At 68.3% G+C, this 19,394-nt stretch carries 20 protein-coding genes; 4 read left to right on the forward strand and 16 right to left on the reverse strand.

The genetic code is table 11. From position 1 onward, the window contains the following. Window positions 1–59 precede the first annotated feature (59 nt). The 16 genes from der to K343_RS0110120 all read right to left on the reverse strand — a co-directional run bounded on the left by der (window position 60) and on the right by K343_RS0110120 (window position 15,117). A complete protein-coding gene (gene der / locus K343_RS0110045; RefSeq protein WP_028007966.1) occupies window positions 60–1,460 on the reverse strand; it encodes a ribosome biogenesis GTPase Der in 1,401 nt (466 codons plus the stop codon). Between the two features lie 85 nt (window positions 1,461–1,545). Then, complete coding sequence (gene bamB, locus K343_RS0110050) at window positions 1,546–2,703, reverse strand: outer membrane protein assembly factor BamB (RefSeq protein WP_051278137.1); 1,158 nt, start codon at window positions 2,701–2,703, stop codon at window positions 1,546–1,548. Then, a complete protein-coding gene (locus K343_RS0110055) occupies window positions 2,700–3,338 on the reverse strand; it encodes a YfgM family protein (RefSeq protein WP_028007968.1) in 639 nt (212 codons plus the stop codon). The genes bamB and K343_RS0110055 overlap by 4 nt, the downstream gene beginning before the upstream one ends. Before the next feature lie 6 nt (window positions 3,339–3,344). Further along, complete coding sequence (gene hisS, locus K343_RS0110060) at window positions 3,345–4,640, reverse strand: histidine--tRNA ligase (RefSeq protein ID WP_028007969.1); 1,296 nt, start codon at window positions 4,638–4,640, stop codon at window positions 3,345–3,347. Between the two features lie 4 nt (window positions 4,641–4,644). Further along, window positions 4,645–5,781 carry a flavodoxin-dependent (E)-4-hydroxy-3-methylbut-2-enyl-diphosphate synthase gene (gene ispG / locus K343_RS0110065; protein WP_028007970.1) on the reverse strand — a complete coding sequence of 379 codons (1,137 nt, stop codon included), beginning with the start codon at window positions 5,779–5,781 and terminating at the stop codon, window positions 4,645–4,647. A 25-nt stretch (window positions 5,782–5,806) separates the two neighbouring features. Then, window positions 5,807–6,784, reverse strand: a complete 978-nt coding sequence (locus K343_RS0110070) for a RodZ domain-containing protein (RefSeq protein ID WP_084615811.1) — start codon at window positions 6,782–6,784, stop codon at window positions 5,807–5,809. After that, window positions 6,781–7,521, reverse strand: coding sequence for a type IV pilus biogenesis/stability protein PilW (pilW, locus tag K343_RS0110075; protein WP_051278139.1), 741 nt, complete (start codon window positions 7,519–7,521; stop codon window positions 6,781–6,783). The genes K343_RS0110070 and pilW overlap by 4 nt, the downstream gene beginning before the upstream one ends. A 189-nt stretch (window positions 7,522–7,710) precedes the next feature. Continuing rightward, window positions 7,711–8,835, reverse strand: a complete 1,125-nt coding sequence (rlmN, locus tag K343_RS0110080) for a dual-specificity RNA methyltransferase RlmN (protein WP_051278141.1) — start codon at window positions 8,833–8,835, stop codon at window positions 7,711–7,713. A 15-nt stretch (window positions 8,836–8,850) separates the two neighbouring features. After that, window positions 8,851–9,282: a nucleoside-diphosphate kinase gene (gene ndk, locus K343_RS0110085; RefSeq protein ID WP_020648570.1), complete on the reverse strand. Its 432-nt coding sequence runs from the start codon at window positions 9,280–9,282 to the stop codon at window positions 8,851–8,853. Window positions 9,283–9,421: 139 nt separating this feature from the next. Continuing rightward, on the reverse strand, window positions 9,422–9,745 hold the full coding sequence (locus tag K343_RS0110090) for a HesB/IscA family protein (RefSeq protein WP_028007974.1): 324 nt from the start codon (window positions 9,743–9,745) through the stop codon (window positions 9,422–9,424). Continuing rightward, window positions 9,742–10,134 (reverse strand): iron-sulfur cluster scaffold-like protein, encoded by a 393-nt coding sequence (locus K343_RS0110095; RefSeq protein WP_028007975.1) that lies wholly within the window; start codon window positions 10,132–10,134, stop codon window positions 9,742–9,744. The genes K343_RS0110090 and K343_RS0110095 overlap by 4 nt, the downstream gene beginning before the upstream one ends. Further along, window positions 10,131–11,291, reverse strand: coding sequence for an aminotransferase class V-fold PLP-dependent enzyme (locus K343_RS0110100; RefSeq protein ID WP_028007976.1), 1,161 nt, complete (start codon window positions 11,289–11,291; stop codon window positions 10,131–10,133). Before K343_RS0110100 ends, K343_RS0110095 begins: the two co-directional genes overlap by 4 nt. Before the next feature lie 14 nt (window positions 11,292–11,305). After that, on the reverse strand, window positions 11,306–12,451 hold the full coding sequence (locus tag K343_RS0110105; RefSeq protein ID WP_028007977.1) for a cysteine desulfurase family protein: 1,146 nt from the start codon (window positions 12,449–12,451) through the stop codon (window positions 11,306–11,308). A 17-nt stretch (window positions 12,452–12,468) separates the two neighbouring features. Next, entirely contained in the window at window positions 12,469–13,443 is a 975-nt protein-coding gene (gene galE, locus K343_RS0110110; protein WP_161628876.1) for a UDP-glucose 4-epimerase GalE, read from the reverse strand. Window positions 13,444–13,450: 7 nt separating this feature from the next. Continuing rightward, window positions 13,451–14,248, reverse strand: coding sequence for a serine O-acetyltransferase (gene cysE / locus K343_RS0110115; protein WP_028007979.1), 798 nt, complete (start codon window positions 14,246–14,248; stop codon window positions 13,451–13,453). 35 nt (window positions 14,249–14,283) lie between these two features. Beyond that, window positions 14,284–15,117: an RNA methyltransferase gene (locus K343_RS0110120; RefSeq protein ID WP_028007980.1), complete on the reverse strand. Its 834-nt coding sequence runs from the start codon at window positions 15,115–15,117 to the stop codon at window positions 14,284–14,286. Window positions 15,118–15,167: 50 nt separating this feature from the next. Between K343_RS0110120 and K343_RS0110125 the strand changes: the two genes are divergently transcribed. The 4 genes from K343_RS0110125 (at window position 15,168) to K343_RS0110140 (ending at window position 19,374) form a co-directional block, all read left to right on the forward strand. Further along, window positions 15,168–15,935 carry an inositol monophosphatase family protein gene (locus tag K343_RS0110125; protein ID WP_028007981.1) on the forward strand — a complete coding sequence of 256 codons (768 nt, stop codon included), beginning with the start codon at window positions 15,168–15,170 and terminating at the stop codon, window positions 15,933–15,935. 98 nt (window positions 15,936–16,033) lie between these two features. Then, complete coding sequence (locus tag K343_RS0110130; RefSeq protein ID WP_028007982.1) at window positions 16,034–16,672, forward strand: DUF47 domain-containing protein; 639 nt, start codon at window positions 16,034–16,036, stop codon at window positions 16,670–16,672. 19 nt (window positions 16,673–16,691) lie between these two features. Further along, a complete protein-coding gene (locus tag K343_RS0110135) occupies window positions 16,692–17,714 on the forward strand; it encodes an inorganic phosphate transporter (RefSeq protein ID WP_028007983.1) in 1,023 nt (340 codons plus the stop codon). 292 nt (window positions 17,715–18,006) lie between these two features. Beyond that, a complete protein-coding gene (locus K343_RS0110140; protein ID WP_028007984.1) occupies window positions 18,007–19,374 on the forward strand; it encodes a phosphohexomutase domain-containing protein in 1,368 nt (455 codons plus the stop codon). The last annotated feature ends 20 nt before the right edge of the window (window positions 19,375–19,394 follow it).

Raw genomic sequence — 19,394 nt, forward strand, 5'->3', positions numbered from 1 at the left:
ATTACGGCGCGCGCGCGTCGCGCGCGAACCGGGGCCGCCCCCCGGCAAGCCCGGCGTGGCTAGCGCGACTTGACCCGCGCCATCAGCCGGCGCTTTTTCTTGATCTGCCGGCCGGTGAGCTGGTTCTTTTTGTCCTTGAACGGATTGTCGCCGGTCTTGAAGCTGAGCAGCAGCGGCACGCCCTTGAGCTTCAGGGCCTCGCGGAAGCGGTTGGCGAGATAGCGCTTGTAGCTCTCCGGCAGCTTCTCGGTCTGGTTGCCGTGAATGACGATCTTCGGCGGATTGCGGCCGCCCTGATGCGCGTAGCGCAGCTTGATGCGGCGCCCGAGCACCGCCGGCGGCTGGTGCGCCTCGACCGCGGCTTCGAGCACGCGATTGAGTTCCGGCGTCGAAAACTCGCGCGTGGTCGCCTCGTAGGCGGCCTGCACGTCCTCCATCAGCTCGCCGAGGCCCGAGCCGTGCCGGGCGGCGATGAAATGGACCGGCGCGTAGTCGAGGAACGGCAGCTTCAGCGACACCTGGTAGCGCACCTGCTCGCGCTCGCCGGGCGCCAGACCGTCCCACTTGTTGACGGCCAGCACCATCGCCCGGCCGCGCTGCGCGATCAGACCCATCAGCTTGGCGTCCTGCTCGCCGATGTCATTCTGGGCGTCGACGACGGCGATGACGACATGCGCGCGCTCGATTGCGTCGAGCGTTTTGACGATCGAGAACTTCTCGACCGCCTCCCAGACGCGCGCCTTGCGGCGGATGCCGGCGGTGTCGATCAGCGTGTACGGATGGCCGTCGTATTCGAACGGCACGGCGATGGCGTCGCGCGTCGTGCCGGGAAAGTCGGCGGCGAGCATGCGCTCCTCGCCGAGCAGGCGGTTGACCAGCGTCGACTTGCCGACGTTCGGCCGGCCGACGACCGCCACGCGCACGGTGCCGTCGTCGCGCGGCGGCTCCGGCGCGATCGCCGGCAGTTTTTCCAGCACGTGCCGCAGCAGCACATTGACGCCCTGGCCGTGCTCGGCCGAGATCGTCATCGGCTCGCCGAAGCCGAGCGCGTAGAAATCGCCCGCCGATTGCGCGTGCGGCCGCCCTTCGCTCTTGTTGACGACCAGCGTCAGCGGCTTGCCGAGCTTGCGCAGATGGCGCGCGATCGATTCGTCGGCGCCGGTGCGGCCCTGCTGCACGTCGACCAGGAACAGCACGTGATCGGCCTCTTCGAGCGCCAGGCGCGCCTGGTCCTCGGCGAGCGCGGCAAGCGGATCGGCCGACTCCGGCATCAGGCCGCCGGTGTCGACGACGACGAAGGCGCGGTTCTCGAACTCGCCGGTGCCGTACTGGCGATCGCGCGTCAGGCCCGGCAGGTCGGCGACGAGCGCGTCGCGCGTGCCGGTCAGACGGTTGAACAGCGTGGACTTGCCGACGTTGGGTCGGCCGACCAGCACCAGCGTGGGCAGTTTGTCGTTCATGGCGTGGGTCGATTGTCGGTGAAGCGCTGCGAACAAGAAAGGCGGGCAGCGCCGGATGGCACTGCCCGCCTTGCGTCGCGGCGCGTCAGCGGATGCGGATGGCGGTAATGTCGCCCTCGGCGTTGAGCACGTACAGCAGGTCCTCGCCGGCCACCGGCGCGACGCGGATCGGGTCGCTGCCGGCGCGGATGCGCGCGACGAGGTGGCCGTCCTTGGGATCGAACCAGTGCAGATAGCCCTTGTAGTCGCCGGCCACGACCCAGCCCTTGAACACGGCCGGCGCCGACAGCTGGCGGTACTTGAGGTCTTCGTTCTTCCACAGCGCCGCGCCGGTCGCCGGATCGAGGCCCCAGACGGTGCCGGCCTCGTCGGTGACGACGACTGCCGACTCGGTGCGCGCCATGCCGCTGTAGCTCTTCACCGAACGCCGCCACAGGATCTGGCCGGTGTCGTCGTCGAGGCAGGCGACTTCGCCGCCGAAGCTCGCCGCATACAGTTCGCCGCCGTCGGACAGCAGCGGCGCGTCGATATCGGTGATGCGTTCGAGCTCGTTGCGGCCGGTCGGCGCGGTGACGACCTGCTCCCACAGCACCTGGCCGTCGGACGTCCGCAGCGCCAGCACGCGACCGTTGTCGAGGCCGACGTAGACACGGCCGCCGAGCACGGCCGGCGGCGACAGGCCGCGCAGCGTCAGGTTCGGCACCGTGCGGTCGACGACCCAATGCTCGGCACCGGACTGCGCGTCGAGACCGTAGATCTTGCCGTCGCCGGTGCGCATGAAGACGCGGCTGCCGTCGCTGGCCGGCGGCGACAGCGCCTCGCTCGACAGGCGGCTCGACCACAGCGCGGCGCCGTCGGCGCGCTTCACGGCGACGATCTCGCCATCCATCGTGCCGGCCAGCACGGCATCACCGTTGACGGTCGGCCCCGAGATCACGCGCTTCTTCGTGAGCGCGCGCCAGATGTGGTGGCCGGTCTTCGGATCGAAGGCGTAGATGCGGCCCTTGACGTCGGCCGCGAACAGCGCGTCCGGCTCCAGTGCCAGCGTCAGCTCGCTGTAGAACTTGCCGCCGCCGTTACCGGCGGACGCCGTCCAGGCCTTGCCGAGCTGGACTTCCGGCTTGTCGATGTCCTTGAGCTCGGCCGGCTTGCGAACGTTCTTGTTCGAACAGGCCGCGGCCGCGAGGGTCGCGCCGATCAGCAGCGCGACGGCGAGCGGACGGCGCCGCAGGGCCGCCGTCACGACTGCACCGTGTCGGCAAGATCGTCGAGCTTGCGCTGCAGCAGCTGCCGGCTCGGCTGGTCTTCCGGCGTCGCCGCGTAGGCCTTCTCATAAGCACCGCGCGCCGCGCCACGATCGCCCTGCGCGAGCTTGATGTCGCCGCGCAGTTCGTCGAACAGCGGCGCGAACGCGCCGGACTCGCCGTCGAGCGTCTTCAGCGCCTCGTCGAGCTTGCCCTGCTGCCACTGCACGCGCGCGGCGCGCAGCTGCGCGACCTGGCGCAGGCCCTCGTCCTTGGCGTGCTCGCGCACCCACAGCAGGCGCGCGGCCGCATCGTCGAGCGTTTCGGTCCTGACCGCCTCGGCCGCCATGCGCAGCTGCGCGCCGGCCGCGTACGGGGTGCCGGCGTAGTCGGCGACGAGCTTGTCGGCGAGCGTCTTGGCGGCGTCGGACTTGCCGTCGCTCAGCGCCTGCTTGAGATCCTCGTACATCTGCGAGGCATCGGCGGCGCGCTGCTGCTGGTGCTTCTGCCAGCCTTCCCAGCCGAAGATCGCGCCCAGGCCGATCACCAGGCCGGCGGCGAGCGCCTTCCAGTTCTCCTTCCACCAGGTCTTGAGCTGTTCGGCCTGCGCTTCGTCGTCGTAATGCGTCGCCACGGATGGTTATCTCGGTTCAGATTGCTTCAGAAGACCGGCGAGACGGCTCACCAGTTCCGGCCATGCCACAAATTCGGGCGCCGCGGGGGCGTCACCGGCGCGCAGCGATTTTACTTGAACGGTCTGCGCCTCGACCTCGGACTCGCCGAGGATCAGCGCCAGCGCCGCCCCGCTGCGGTCGGCGCGCTTGAGCTGCGCCGCCAGCTTGCCGCCGCCGGCGTGCAGCACCAGGCGCAAGCCCGGCAGCGCATCGCGCAGCGGCTCGGCAAGGCGCCGGGCCGCGCGCTGCGCCGGCTCGCCGAGCCAGCAGAAGTAGACGTGCGCATCGCCGCTCGCGGTCGGCACGCCCAGCGCCTTCTGCAGCAGCAGCAACCGCTCGACGCCGCAGGCCCAGCCGACCGCCGGCGTCGGCGTGCCGCCGAGCTGCTCGACGAGGCCGTCGTAGCGGCCGCCGGCGAGCACCGTGCCCTGCGCGCCGAGCTGGGTCGTGGTCCATTCGAACACGGTGCTCGTGTAGTAGTCGAGACCGCGCACGAGGCGGCTGTTGACCGTGCAGGCGATGCCGAGGTCGGCGAGCCCCAGCTGCACCGCGTCGAAATGCGCGCGCGCCGCGTCGTCGAAGCAATCGACGATCGCCGGCGCGCCGCGCAGGATTTCCTGGGTCTGCGGCGACTTCGAATCGAGCACCCGCAGCGGGTTGCTGTGCAGGCGGCGCTTCGAGTCCGCATCGAGGGCGTCCTCGTGCCGCTGCAGGAACTCGATCAGCGCAGCGCGATAGCGGGCACGGACCTCGGCGCTGCCGAGCGAATTCAGCTCCAGCGTCAAGCCGCTCAGGCCGAGCTGGCGCAGCAGGCGCGACGAGACCGCGATCGCCTCGACGTCGGCGTCGGCCGTGGCGATGCCGTAGCACTCCAGGCCGAGCTGATGGAACTGCCGGTAGCGACCGGCCTGCGGACGCTCGTGGCGGAACATCGGGCCGGCGTACCACAGGCGCTGCTGCTGGTTGTGCAGCAGGCCGTGCTCGAGGCCGGCGCGCACGCAGGAGGCGGTGCCCTCGGGGCGCAGCGTCAGGCTGTCGCCCTCGCGGTCCTCGAAGGTGAACATCTCCTTCTCGACGATATCGGTGACTTCGCCGATCGAGCGCTTGAACAGAGCGGTGTGTTCGAGCAGCGGCAGGCGGATCTCGCCATAGCCGTAGCTCGCGAACACCTCGGCGGCGACGCGATGCAGCTGCTGCCAGGCCGCGGCATCCGCGGGCAAAACGTCATTGAATCCGCGAACGGACTGGAAAAGATTGGCCATGTGCTTAGGGTTGCGCCGTCTCGGCGCCGGATTCCGCGCGGGCGGCGGCGGCCTTCTCGGCTTGGCGCGCGGCGATCTTCTCGCGCACGAGCTTTTCGAGCACGTCGACCAGCTCGGCGTTGTGCGCCTTGTGCTGGATCCTGCCGTCGACGTAGATGGAATTCGGGTAGCCGCCGGCGACGCCGATCGCCGCCTCGCGCGCCTCGCCGGGGCCGTTGACGACGCAGCCGATCACGGCGACGTCGAGCGGCTCGTCGATCTCGTCGAAGCGCGCTTCGAGTTCCTGCACGGCCTTGATGACGTCGAAGTTCTGCCGCGAGCAGGACGGGCACGCCACCAGATTGATGCCCCTGGAACGAAGGTGCAGCGACTTCAGGATGTCCCAGCCGACCTTCACTTCCTCGACCGGATCGGCGGCGAGCGAGACGCGGATGGTGTCGCCGATGCCGTCAGCGAGCAGCATGCCCAGGCCGATCGCGCTCTTCACCGCGCCGGCGCGCTGACCGCCGGCTTCGGTGATGCCGAGGTGCAGCGGCTGGTCGATCAGCGTCGCCAGCTTGCGGTAGGCGAATACAGTCAGGAAGATCTCGCTGGCCTTCAGCGAGACCTTGAAGTCCTCGAAGTTGTGGCGCTTCAAAATCTCGATGTGGCGCAGCGCCGACTCGACCAGCGCGTCGGCATTCGGCTCGCCGTACTTTTCCTGCAGTTCGGCTTCGAGGCTGCCAGCGTTGACGCCGATACGGATCGGGATGCCGTGGTGCTTGGCGCAGGCGACGACTTCCGACACCTTCTTGTCGGAGCCGATGTTGCCCGGATTGATGCGCAGGCAGTCGGCGCCGGCCTCGGCGGCGGCGAGGCCGCACTTGTAATTGAAGTGGATGTCGGCAACCAGCGGCACGTAGCCGACTTCCTTCTTGATCTTGCCGAAGGCCTCGGCGGCGGCCAGCGTCGGCACCGAGACGCGCACGATATCGGCACCGGCCTTCACCGCCGCGCGGATCTGCGCGACGGTCGCGGCGACGTCCTCGGTGTCGGTGTTGGTCATGGTCTGCACGGACACCGGTGCACCGCCGCCGACCGCGACGCGGCCGACGCGGATCTGCCGCGATACGCGGCGCGCGATCTGGTGGTGGCTCGTCATCGCCATCGCGGCTACCTCGAACGATTCAGGGCGACGGCAGCGGCAGCGTGACGCGCGCCGTCGCGTTGTCGCGGGTATAGGGCTTGAGGTCGACCGGCTTGCCGAGATATTCGACGCTGACCACCGGCGCGGCACCGATGAACAGCTCGTACGGCGGCTTGCCGCTGAGCTGGCGCCGTTCGCCGGCGGCGACCAGGCCGTTGAGCAGCGAGCGGCCGTCGGCATCGTTGACGCGGATCCACGACTGGCCGCTGAAGCTCAGCAGCAGCGGTGCGGCCGCCGCCGGTGCGGCAGCCGGATTTGCGGCAGCCGGCGCCGGAGCTGCCGGCGCGGCACCGGCGCCTGCGCCAGGCGCGGTGGCTTCCGGCGCCGGTGCGACGGGTTCGGCCGCCGGCGCCGACGGCGCGACGGTATCGCCGGCGGATGCCGGCACGCCCTCGCCTGCCGGCCCGGACACCACCGGCGCCGTCACCGACTCGGCCGGCACCGGCACCGGGGCCCCGGCCGGCGCGCTGTCGGACGAACTCGGCATGTGGAAGACCGTCGGCACCGGCGTGGTCGCGCCGCGTACCCACCACAGGAATGCGCAGACCACGATCGCGACGATCACCGCCAGCGTGCCCATCGCCACCGGCAGCCGGCTGCTCGAACCGAGCTCGGTGCCGGAAGCCAGGCGCAGCTTGGTCGGCGGCTGCGGCGCCTTCTGCGTGACGCGCGCCGCGTAGGCGTCAATCAGCTTCTGCTCGTTGAGGTTCAGCACCTTCGCGCACTTGCGGTAGTAGCCGCGCACGTAGACCGGCTCGAGCAGCGCGCCGAAATCGTCACGCTCCAGCGCCTCGACCGTCGCGCGCGCCAGCTTGGTGTGCGCGGCGAGGTCGTCGACCGACAGGCGCACCGCCTGACGCGCCTCGCGGATCATCGTGCCGGGGCTCTGGCCGAGGCTGGCCGCTGCAGGTTCGGGGGCGGCTACGGCGGAAGTGTGTTCGGTCGTTTCTGTATTCATGGCTGCCAATCGGCGAACGTGGCGGCTTCTTGGGATTCGGGGAATTCCTGGACGATGCGGCGCGCGTAATCGCGCGCAGCGTCGCGATCGCCCAGCGCCATCTCGGTGCGCGCGGCGATGCTGAGCAGTTCGGGCGTGGCGCGCGACTTGAGATCGTAGCGCTGCAGGAAGGCGCGCGTGCGCAGAAAATCCTGGCGCGCGAAGCTGAGGATCGCCATCTGCGCCAGCGCGTCGCGATCGTCCGGTTTCAGACGCAGGGCCTCGCGGAAGTCGCGCTCGGCCTGATCGGGGTCGGTCTTCCGGACGCAGATGCCGGCATTGGTCCAGGCCTGCTCGGGCGCCGAGAAGTGCGGATCCCTGACCACGTCCATGAAGTAGCGGCGCGCCTCGTCGGGCTTGCCGCGTTCGCAGAGGAAGACCCCGAAATTGTTCTTCACCGTCGGATCGCTGCCGTCGAGCGCCAGCGCCGCGCGAAACTCGCGCTCGGCAGCCTCGCGATCGCCGCGGGTCTGGTAGATCACCGCGAGCGCCGAATGCGCCGGCGCATAGTCGCTGTCCTGATCGACAGCCTTGAGCAGCTTCTCCAGCGCCAGATCGTACTGGCCCTGGCGCGCGTAATTGACCCCGAGCTGGGTGTTGAGCTGCGCGGCATTGCGCCGCTCGGCCCGCTCAGCCGACGTCGCGCAGGCCGCGACCAGCAGCAGAGCCGACAGCGCGAGCGCCAGCGCCTTGTTCATCGCGTCGCAACCCGCACGCGGGCAGGACCCGTGGCGCGGCTCATTGCATCACCGCCGCAATGCCACGCAGGCAATTCTCCTGCTTCGACTGCACCTTGCCGACCCGCTGTCCGCAGGAAGACGCGAGCGCCCGAGCAGGGGCCCCGCGCAGCGGGGATGCGACCAGCGAGCGGCTTGGCGGCCTGCGGCTCATTGCACCGTCACCGGAATGCCGCGCAGGCGGTTCTTCTGCTTCGACTGCACCTTGCCGACCAGCTGTCCGCAGGCCGCGTCGATGTCGTCACCGCGCGTCTTGCGCGTCGTCGCAAAGACCTTGCGATCGCGCAGGATCTTGGCGAACGCGGCGATCGCTTCCGGCTTGCTGCGCCGGTACGGCGCGCCCGGAAACGGGTTGAACGGAATCAGGTTGACCTTCGCCGACAGGCCGCCGAGCAGCTTGGCAAGCTCGCGCGCATGCTCCGGCTTGTCGTTGATGCCGTCGAGCATCACGTATTCGTAGACGATGTGCGTCTTGCGGTCCTTGCCGGCCGTGTAGCGGCGGCAGGCGGCGAGCAGCTCGGCGATCGGGTACTTGCGGTTGATCGGCACCAGCTCGTTGCGCAGCGCATCGTTCGGCGCGTGCAGCGAGACGGCGAGCGCGGTATCGACATCCTCGCGCAGGCGGTCCATGAACGGCACCAGGCCCGAGGTCGACACCGTGACGCGGCGCTTCGACAGGCCGAAGCCGAAATCGTCGAGCAGGATGCGGATCGCCGCCAGCACCGCGCCGTAATTGGCGAGCGGTTCGCCCATGCCCATGAAGACGATGTTCGAGATCACGCGCTCGTTCTGGAAATCGCCGCCGAGCGTACGGGCGGCGAACCAGACCTGGGCGATGATCTCCGCCGTCGTCATGTTGCGGTTGAGGCCCTGCTGCGCGGTCGAGCAGAACGAACAGTCCATCGCGCAACCGACCTGCGAGGAGATGCAGAGCGTGGCCCGGTTCTCCTCGGGGATATAAACCGTCTCGATGGCATTGCCGCCGTCGAGGCGCAGCACCCACTTGCGGGTGCCGTCCGCCGAGACCTGCTCGGTGACGAGCTCCGGCGTGCGGATCACGAAGTGCTGCGCAAGCTTGACGCGCAGCTCCTTCGAGATGTTGCTCATTTCGTCGAACGAATCCTTACCGCGCCGATAGATCCACTGCATGATCTGGTCGGCGCGGTACGGCTTCTCGCCCATCTCCGCGAAGCGCGCGCGCAGCTGCTCCCGGTCCAGCCCGAACAGATTGATCGGGGCGGCGGCGGTCGCGAGGCTGGCGGCGCTGGCGGACATCGGCGTGTTGCGCCCTTAGCGGGTGCGCGGGCAGATCTCGGTGGCGCGGAAGAAATAGGCGATTTCGTTCTGCGCATTCTCGAGGCTGTCCGAGCCGTGGCAGGCGTTCTCGTCGATCGAGTCGGCGAAATCGGCGCGAATCGTGCCGGGGGCGGCCTTCTTCGGGTCGGTGGCGCCCATGATGTCGCGGTGCTTGGCCACCGCGTCCTCGCCCTCGAGCACCGACACCACGACCGGGCCGCTGATCATGAACTTGACCAGGTCGCCGAAGAACGGGCGCGCCTTGTGCACGGCGTAGAAGCCTTCGGCCTCGGCCTGCGTCAGGTGCACCATGCGCGTGGCGACGATCTTCAGGCCGGCGTTCTCGAAGCGCTCGAAAATCTTGCCGATCACGTTCTTGGACACGGCATCCGGCTTGAGGATCGAGAGGGTACGTTCAACCGACACGGTGAAACTCCTTGAAAACTGAAGGGGAAATAGCGAAAGGGCCGCGAATGGCCCAGTACGTTTACTGAGAAATCAAGGAATTATAGCCGCCGCTGCTGCGGCGCGGCAATGAATCCTGCGGCTTGCGCCGCGCTGGCCGTCAGACGGCGAAGCTCTCGCCGCAACCGCACTGCGCCTTGACGTTGGGATTGAGGAACTTGAACGACTCGTTCAGCCCCTGCTTCTGGAAATCCAGCGTCATGCCTTCGAGCATCGGCAGGTGATCGGGTTTCACGACCAGCTTCGAGCCATGCTGCTCGAACACCAGGTCGTCGGCGCCGATCTCGTCCGCGTAGTCCATCGTGTAGGCGTAGCCGGAGCAGCCGGATTTGCGCACGCCGACGCGCAGGCCGAGCCCGCCGCCGCGCTTGTCGATCTGCTGCTGGATGCGCCGGGCGGCGCTTTCGGTCAACTGGATGCTCATGCCTGTTCGCTCATCTGCTGCTGCAGGGCGCGGAGGACATCCTCACCCATGAGGGCACAATGGGCCTTGTCCTCGGCGATTTCAAGGGCGTCACGGATCGCCGCGGCATCGATCGCCGCCAGATGCGTCAGCGGCTGCCCTTCGAGCTGTTCGGCGAGCCACTCGCCGACCGCGATCGCGGTCGGACAGCCGTAGGCCTGGAAACGCACCTGCGCCACGATCGCCCCGTTCAGCCCGAGCTGCAAGCGCAGGACCGAATGCGCCGCCGGACTGCCGGCCTGCGCTTCGAGCAGGCGCCCGCCGGCCGGCAGACGGCCGCCGTGCCGCGGCGCGCGAAAGCGCGCCCAGATCGGCTCACGATAGGCATAGACATTCTCTTGCGGGTTCATGCTTCGCTCCACAGCGGTGACAGCTCGCGCAGGAAGCGCACCGCCTCGACGATCTGCGCGGCCGCGCGGTCGATCTGCGCTTCGGTGCTGTAGCGGCCGAGCGACAGGCGCAGCGAGGAACCGGCGAGTTCGTCGTCGCGGCCGAGCGCGCGCAATACGTACGAAGGCTCGCGCGTCGCCGACGAGCAGGCCGAGCCGCTCGATACCATCAGCTCCGGCAGCATGGCGCGCAGCGATTCGCCCTCGGCGCCGGCGAAACTGACGTTGAGGATGCCCGGCGCGCGCGCCTCGACCGGCCCGTTCAGATAGATCTTCGGCAGCACCTGCAGCGCCTGCCACAGGCGCTCGCGCAGGCCGCGCAGGCGCCGCGCCTCGTCGCCGAGGCCGGCCGCCGCCAGCACGCAGGCCTCGCCGAGACCGACGATCTGGTGCGTCGCCAGCGTGCCGGAGCGCATGCCTTGCTCGTGGCCGCCGCCATGGATCTGCGGCGCCAGGCGCGCACGCGGCCGCTTGCGCACGAACAGCGCGCCGATGCCCTTCGGGCCGTAAAGTTTGTGCGCCGACAGCGACAGGAGGTCGATCGGCACCTGCGCCAGATCGATCGGCAGCTTGCCGGCCGCCTGCACGGCGTCGACGTGGAACAGGATGCCGCGCTCGCGCAGCTGCGGCGCCAGCGCCTCGACCGGATTGATCGCGCCGGTTTCGTTGTTGACCCACATCAGCGAGACCATCGCCGTGTCGGGCTGCAAGGCCGCCAGCACCTGCTCGACGGCGACGACGCCATCGGCCTGCGGCGTCAGGTAGCTGACGCGCACGCCCTGGGTTTCCAGGTAGCGGCAGGTGTCGAGCACCGCCTTGTGTTCGACGCGGCTGGTGACGACGTGCGCGCCCTTCAGGCCGCGGAACTCCAGCGCGCCCTTGATCGCCAGGTTGTTCGATTCGGTCGCACCGGAGGTCCAGACGATTTCGTCGGCACCGGCACCGAGCAGCGCCGCCACTTGCGCGCGCGCGCGCTCGACGGCGACGCGCGCCTTGCGGCCGAGCGCGTGGTCGGACGCGGGATTGCCGAAGTGCGAGTCGGCGTCGAGCCACGGCAGCATGGCGTCGCGCACACGCGGATCGAGCGGGGTCGTCGCCGCATAGTCGAGATAGATCATCGCATCGTGTTCTGTCACCGCACGCTCACTCGCGGCGTCGCGGCCGAAGCAAACCCGCTCAGCACCGCCAGGAAGCGGTCGACTTCGTCCGCCGTGTTGTCCTTGCCGAGGCTGACGCGGACCGCGCCCTTGGCCAGTTCACGCTCGATGCCCATGCCGAGCAGCACGTGGCTCGGCTCGCCGCGGCCCGACGCGCAGGCCGAGCCGCTCGACACCGCGAAACCGTGGCGGTCGAGCTGCATCAGCAGCGCCTCGCCCTCGTAGCCGGCGAGCGCGAACTGCACGGTGTTCGGCAAGCGCTCGACGCCCTCGCCGAAGAGGTGCACGCCGGGCAGGCGATGCAGGCCCGACTCGAGGCGCTCGCGCAGACCGCGCAGATGGGCAGTGCGCGTTTCGAGCTCGGCCGCGGCCAGCTCCGCGGCAGCGCCGAAGCCGACGATCGCGGCGACGTTCTCGGTGCCGCCGCGCAGACTGCGCTCCTGCCAGCCACCGTGATGCAGCGGCGACAACTCGACTTCGGGCCGCAGCACCAGTGCGCCGATGCCCTTCGGGCCGTAGAGCTTGTGGCTCGACAGGCTCATCAAATCCGCCTGCAGCGCGACGAAATCGACCGGAATCTTGCCCGCCGCCTGCACCGCATCGACGTGCAGCCAGGCGCCGGCCGCATGCACGAGCGCCGCCGCGCGCGGGATGTCCTGCAGGACGCCGGTTTCATTGTTGGCGCGCATCAGCGACACCAGCCGCAGCGGCGCTTCGGCGAGCTGCCGTTCGAAGTCCGGCCAGTCGATCAGCCCATCCTCGCCCATCGCCACCACCCCGACCGGCCAGCCGCGCGCGCGCAGCGCTTCGGCGGTCTCCAGCACCGCCGGATGCTCGGTCGCGCCGTAAAGCAGGCGCGCGCCGGGAAAGGCCTCGGCGACGCCCTTGAGCGCCAGATTGTTCGCCTCGGTACCGCCGGAGGTCCAGACGATCTCGCGCGGCTGGCAGTTCACCAGCGCGGCCACCTGCTCGCGGGCGCGCTCGATCGCGTCACGCGCGGCGCGGCCGTAGCGGTGCAGCGACGACGCGTTGCCGTAGGGACCCGCCAGGTACGGCAGCATCGCCTCGAGCACGCGCGAATCGAGACGCGTGGTTGCGTTGTGGTCGAGGTAGACGGGCATGCGCTTACCGCATCCGGTCAGTAGGCCGGCTGCTGGTGCCAGGCCCAGGCATCGGCGACGATCTGGCGGATATCGGCGCGGCTCGGCTGCCAGCCGAGCACTTTGCGTGCCTTGTCGCTGCTGGCCACGAGCATCGCCGGATCACCGGCACGGCGCGGGCCGTGCGGAACGTCGAGCGAACGACCGACCACGTCCTCGGCGGCGCGCAGCACCTCGAGCACCGTGTAGCCATCGCCGTTACCGAGGTTGAAGCGATGAAAGCCCGGCTGCGCGCGGCTGTATTCGAGCGCCAGCAGGTGCGCATCGGCGAGATCGCAGACGTGAACGTAATCGCGCACGCAGGTGCCGTCGCGCGTCGCGTAATCGGTCCCGAAGACTTTCACGTCGAGCGCCTCGCCGGCGGCACGCCGCAACAGCCTCGGGATCAGATGCGTCTCCGGCTCGTGCTTCTCGCCGATCAGCCGCGAATCGCAGGCGCCCGCGGCGTTGAAATAGCGCAGCGCCGTTGCCCGCAAGCCATAGGCGCGAGCGGCGTCGTCGAGCATCAGTTCGACAGCCAGCTTCGAGTTGCCGTAGGGATTGATCGGCCGGCACGGGTGCTGCTCATCGATCAGCTCGGTCTCCGGCTCGCCGAAAACAGCAGCCGTCGAAGAGAACACGAACTGCGACACGCCGTTGTCGTGCATCGCCTGCAGCAAGGCCAGCGTCGCACCGACGTTGTTAGCGTAGTAGCGGTAGGGATGGGTCATCGACTCGCCGACCAGCGAACTGGCTGCAAAGTGCATGACGACCTCGATCCGGTGCTGGCGTAGCGTCTGCGCCACCGCCTCCCCGTCGCCAAGCGAAGCCTCGACCAGCTCACCCCATTGCACCGCGCTGCGGTGCCCGGTCGAGAGATTGTCGAGAACGACCACGTGGTGGCCGGCTTCGGCCAGCCGCTTGCACATGTGCGAGCCGATGTAGCCGGCGCCGCCCACTACGAGCACATTCATTGAACTCCTACCCCTGATTGCGATGACGGTTGCCGGCGAGCGAGTCCAGCGCCGGCGCAGTCTCGACGCAAAAATCAGGCAACTCCAGCTTGGACAGCTGCAGCTCCGGCATGCGCGAATCTACCTCATGCAGCAAGCGGCAGACCTTGACGAGCTGCTCGTCGAGCTGCTGGATGTGATCGAACATCGTCGACATCGCATTGGCCACCGGATCCGGCATGTCCTTCGAAAGCCCGTAGGCATCGAAGCCCATCTTCTTGGCGATCGCCGCGACCGCCGCCGACGGCTCGGCCGCCTCGCGCACGACGCGCGCCGGGATGCCGACGACGGTGGCGCCCGGCGGCACTTCCCGGACCACGACCGAATTCGATCCGACGCGGGCGCCCTCGCCCACGGTGAACGGGCCGAGGATCTTCGCGCCGGCGCCGACGACGACACGGTTCGCCAGCGTCGGATGCCGCTTGCCCTTGTTCCAGCTGGTGCCGCCGAGCGTGACGCCGTGGTACATCGTGACGTCGTCGCCGATCTCCGCGGTCTCGCCGATCACCACGCCCATGCCGTGGTCGATGAAGAAGCGCCGGCCGATGCGCGCGCCGGGATGAATCTCGATGCCGGTGAACCAGCGCGCGAGGTTCGAGTTGACGCGTGCCAGCCACTGGAGGCCATGCGTCCACAGCCAGTGGCTGAGCCGGTGCGCCCAGATCGCGTGCAGGCCGGGGTAGCAGGTCAGCACCTCCCAGGTGTTGCGGGCGGCGGGATCGCGGTCGAAAACGCTGGCGATGTCTTCTTGGATGCGAGCGAACATGGCAGTGGCAAATCAGGGCTGGCTTGCGCCGGGCATCATTCTAGACCAATCCGGTCCTGTTTCGATTCGTCGTCGTCGCCATGCAGCGTCGCCGCCTCGCCGGGGATCGGCATCCGCCGCCGCTTCGGCTTTTCGATCGACGTCAGGATGCCGCGCAGGATGTTGAGCTCGTTGCGGTCGGGCGAGGCGCGGTTGAAGAGCTGGCGCAGGCGCCGCATCAGCAGGCGCGGATTGGCCGGATCGAGAAAGCCGGTCGACATCAGCACACGCTCGAAGTGCCCGTAGAACAGCTCCATTTCCTCGGTCGACGGCGGCGCATACCAGTCGAGCCCGCGCTTGCCGGAGACCGCCGGAATCTCGCTCAGCGCAGCGCGGCGCAGTTCGTAAGCCAGCACCTGCACCGCCTGGGACAGATTCAGCGAGCTGTAGCCGGGGTTGGCCGAGATCATCGTCACCGCGTGGCAGGAATCGAGTTCCTCGTTGGTCAGGCCGGTGCGCTCGCAGCCGAAGACAATCGCCACCTTCGCGCCCGCCGCCGTCGCCACCGCGCGTGCCGCCGCGTCCCAGGGCCGCATCGGTTCGTCGCCGAGGTGCCGCGGCCGCGCTGAACTGGCGACGACCCAGGCACAGTCGGCGACCGCCTCCGGCAGGCTGCCGACCACCCGCGCCGCCTCGACGACGCCCTCGGCGTGCGCCGCCGTCATGCGCGCCTGCGGGTGCGGAAAGCGCGACGGATTGACGAGGACCAGATCGCGCAGGCCCATGGTCAGCATGGCGCGCGCGGTCGAGCCGATGTTGCCCGGGTGCTGGGTATTGACCAGGACGATGCGGATGTTGTCGAGCGGCGAATCGGAGGATGCGGAAGTCATGCGTGATATTCTACGCGGCCTCCCTCTGCTCCTTTTCAGCCCGGCCCGCCATGCACCCGCTGGTCAATATCGCCGTTTCGGCCGCCCGTTCGGCCGGCAATTTCATCATGCGCAGCTACGAGCGCCGCGATCAGCTGCTGGTCGAGCGCAAGAGCCGCAACGACTTCGTCACCCAGGTCGACCGCAGCGCCGAGCAGGAGATCATCCGGATCATCCGCAAGGCCTATCCGCAGCACGCGATCCTGGCCGAGGAGAGCGGGGAAAGCGGCGAGAACGAGGTGACCTGGATCATCGATCCGCTCGACGGCACCACCAACTTCCTGCATGGCATTCCGCATTTCGCGGTGTCGATCGGCGTCAAGGTCCGCGACAAGCTCGAGCACGGCGTGATCTACGCGCCCTGCACCCAGGACCTGTACTGCGCCAGCCGCGGCAGCGGCGCGACGCTCAACAACCGCCGCATCCGCGTCAGCGGTTGCAAGGACATCAGCCAGGCGCTGATCGGCACCGGCATCCCGCTGCGCGAGGAATACCTCGACCGTTATCTGCCGCAGCTGCGCAGCGTGGCGGCCGAGACCGCCGGCCTGCGCCGCGCCGGCTCGGCGGCGCTGGACCTCGCCTACGTCGCCGCCGGCCGCCTCGAAGGCTTCTGGGAGTTCAATCTCAAGCCTTGGGACATCGCGGCCGGCGTGGTCATGGTGCAGGAGGCCGGCGGCATCGTGCGGCCGCTGGGCGGTAGCGCCGACGTGCTCGCCGACGGCCATGTGCTCGCCACCACCCTGAAGCTCGGCGACGAGCTGACGCGCCTGCTGAGCTGAGGCCAGCGCACGGCCCTGCTGCGTCTGGCCGCGCCGCCGCGCGCGCCCGGATCCGTCTCCCGAGCCCTTCCGATCTCAGTCGCCACCCGTCATTCGCCATGCTCAGCCGCCTGATGCCTCGCGAGGGCAAGTTTTTCGAGCTCTTCAATCAGCACGCGCAGCTGGTCGTGCAAGGCGCCGAGCACTTGCTGAAGCTGCTGCAGGCGCTCGACGCGCAGCCGGATACGGCACGCACGCTCGCTGCCGAAATCGACGCCATCGAGGACCGCGCCGACAAGGTCACGCACCAGACCATCGCGCTGCTGCATTCAACCTTCATCACGCCACTGGACCGCGACGAGATTCACCAGCTGATCGCGCGGCTTGACGATGTGATCGACGTGATCCAGGGCTGCGCGCAGATGATCGAGACCTACGATCTGCGCACGGCCACGCCGGAGGCCGTGCGCTTCGCCCAGATCATCCACACGTGCACGGACAAGGTGGCGCAAGCGGTCGGCCTGCTCGCCGACATGGACAACGCGCCGCGCATCATGGCCGCGATTCGCGAGATCGGCTCGCTCGAAGGCCAGGCCGACGATCTGCTGCGGCAGTCGCTCTCGAAGATCTTCCGCGAGGAGCCGGACGTGCGCCAGCTGATCAAGCTCAAGGAGTTCTACGAGATGCTGGAGCTGGTCACCGACCATTGCGACGACGTCGGCAACCACCTCGAAGCGATCGTGCTCGAAAACTCCTGAGGGCGCCGCCGTGGATCACATGACCCTGTCGGTCATCGTTTTCCTGATCGCGCTCGCGCTCGCCTTCGACTTCATCAACGGCTTTCACGACGCCGCCAACTCGATCGCGACCGTGGTCTCGACCGGCGTGCTCAAACCGCAGATCGCCGTCTTCTTCGCCGCCGGATTCAACTTCCTCGCCTACTTCCTGTTCCCGCTGAAAGTCGCCGCCACGATCGGCAAGGGCACGATCGACCCGGTATTGATCGACTACTACGTGATCTTCGGCGCGCTGGCCGGCGCCATCGCCTGGAATCTCATCACCTGGTACTCCGGCCTGCCATCCAGCTCCTCGCATGCGCTGATCGGCGGGCTGGTCGGCGCCGGACTCTGCAAGGGCGGCACCTCGGCACTGATCTGGCCGGGCCTGCTCAAGACCGTCGCCTTCATCGTCATCTCGCCGCTGCTCGGCTTCGTGCTGGGCTCACTGCTGATGCTGGCGGTCAGCTGGATCTTCTTCCGTGTCTCGCCGCGACGCGTCGACACGGTGTTCCGCCGGCTGCAACTGCTATCCGCCTCGCTCTACAGCCTGGGCCACGGCGGCAACGACGCGCAGAAGACGGCCGGCATCATCTGGATGCTGCTGATCGCCACCACGGCTGCCCATCCGGAACTGCTGCCGCACTGGATGCATGCCCATGCCGATCACCTGCCCGGCTGGATCGTCGCGGCCTGCTACGTCACGATCGGCGCCGGCACCATGTTCGGCGGCTGGCGCATCGTCAAGACCATGGGCCAGAAAATCACCAAGCTGAAACCGGTCGGCGGCTTCTGCGCGGAAACCGGCGGCGCCATGACCCTGTTCTTCGCCTCCGCACTCGGCGTCCCCGTCTCCACCACGCACACCATCACCGGCGCGATCATGGGCGTCGGCGCCACCCGGAAAGTCTCCGCCGTGCGCTGGGGCGTGGCCGGCTCGATCGTCTGGGCCTGGGTGCTGACGATTCCGGCGAGCGCGCTGATCGCCGCGCTGGCATGGTGGGCCGGCCGGCTCGTGCTTTGAGGATCTGGCTTCGCGCCAACCGCCGCGCTGCGATCCTGGAGACTGGGCGGAGAAGCAGCAGGCAATCTGCCCTCGACGCTACCTAAGCTGCTGCGCAGCATGTGCGCCAGTTCCGCGGACGCACCCTGACAAATGCTGTCTCAAGCACGACAGGCACCGCGACTCAGCAGGGCGATCCCCTGTTCGCGGTTTATCTTTCAAACGCAGAACCGTTCACATTCTCGCCAGCGGCTTAGCGCTGTGTGATGCCCGCATCGGCTAACCTATCGGCAGACTTAACTTCGCAGCCCCAATGCCTTCCCTCAGCTGCTTCAAGGCCTACGACATCCGTGGCCGTGTACCGGACGAATTGAACGAAGATATCGCCTACCGCCTCGGGCTCGCGTTCGCGCAGCGTTTCCAGCCCAGGCGCGTGGCACTCGGCCGCGATATTCGCCATTCCAGCGCTTCGCTGCTCAATGCACTGGCACACGGTCTGGCTGAGCGCGGGGCCGAGGTCCTCGACCTCGGTCTTTGCGGCACGGAGGAAATCTACTGGGCCGCGCAACAGCCGGGGATCGACGGCGGCATCGAAGTCACTGCCAGCCACAACCCGATCGACTACAACGGCATGAAGCTCGTGCTTGGCGGCGCGATTCCGGTCTCAGGAGATTCCGGTCTGCACGACCTGCGCGATATGACCGCAGCGTCCACCGCCAAGGCCCCGGCCGGCCCGGCACCCATGCGTCCCGCCAGCTTCCGCGACAACCTGGTGCATTTCCTCCGCCACTACGCTCCCGCGCCGGACAGAAAGCGGCTGAAGATCGTCGTCAACCCCGGAAACGGCGCGGCCGGCCCGCTCATCGACGCCCTGGAACCTCACTTGCCGTTCGAACTGATCAAGATCCATTTCGAACCGGACGGCAGCTTCCCCAACGGCATTCCCAATCCGCTGCTTCCGGAGAACCGCGGCGCCACCGCCGAGGCGGTGCAGCGGCATGGCGCCGACTTCGGGGTGGCTTGGGACGGCGACTTCGACCGCTGCTTCCTGTTCGACGAAAACGGCGGCTTCATCGAAGGCTATTACATCGTCGGCCTGCTGGCCGAAGCACTGCTGCGCGAGCATCCGGGCCAGAAGATCGTCCATGACCCGCGCCTGACGTGGAACACGATGGACGTCGTCGGCAAGGCCGGCGGCGTTGCCGTGCAATCAAAGACCGGCCACGCCTTCATCAAGGAACGCATGCGCCGCGAAGACGCCGTCTATGGCGGCGAGATGAGCGCGCATCACTACTTCCGCGATTTCGCCTATTGCGACAGCGGCATGCTGCCGTGGATCCTGACCGCCAAGCTCATCACCGCAACCGGCAATCCACTGTCCGCGCTCGTCGGCGAGCGCATGCGCCTGTACCCGGCCAGCGGCGAGATCAACCGCGTGGTGCCGGATGTCAAAGCCGTGATCGCCGCCATCCGCAGCCAGTACGAAACCGGCGGCGAGATCGATACCACTGACGGCCTCAGCATCGAATACCCGGATTGGCGCTTCAACCTGCGCGGCTCCAATACCGAGCCCGTGCTGCGCCTCAATGTCGAATCCCGGCACAGTGTTGGCTTAATGGAGCAGCGGACCGCAGAACTGCTGACTGCAATCGAGACCCTCGGCGGAACCGCGCACGCATGAAAGAACAGCGCGACATAGCC

Source organism: Solimonas flava DSM 18980, assembly GCF_000426685.1.
Lineage (GTDB): Bacteria > Pseudomonadota > Gammaproteobacteria > Nevskiales > Nevskiaceae > Solimonas > Solimonas flava.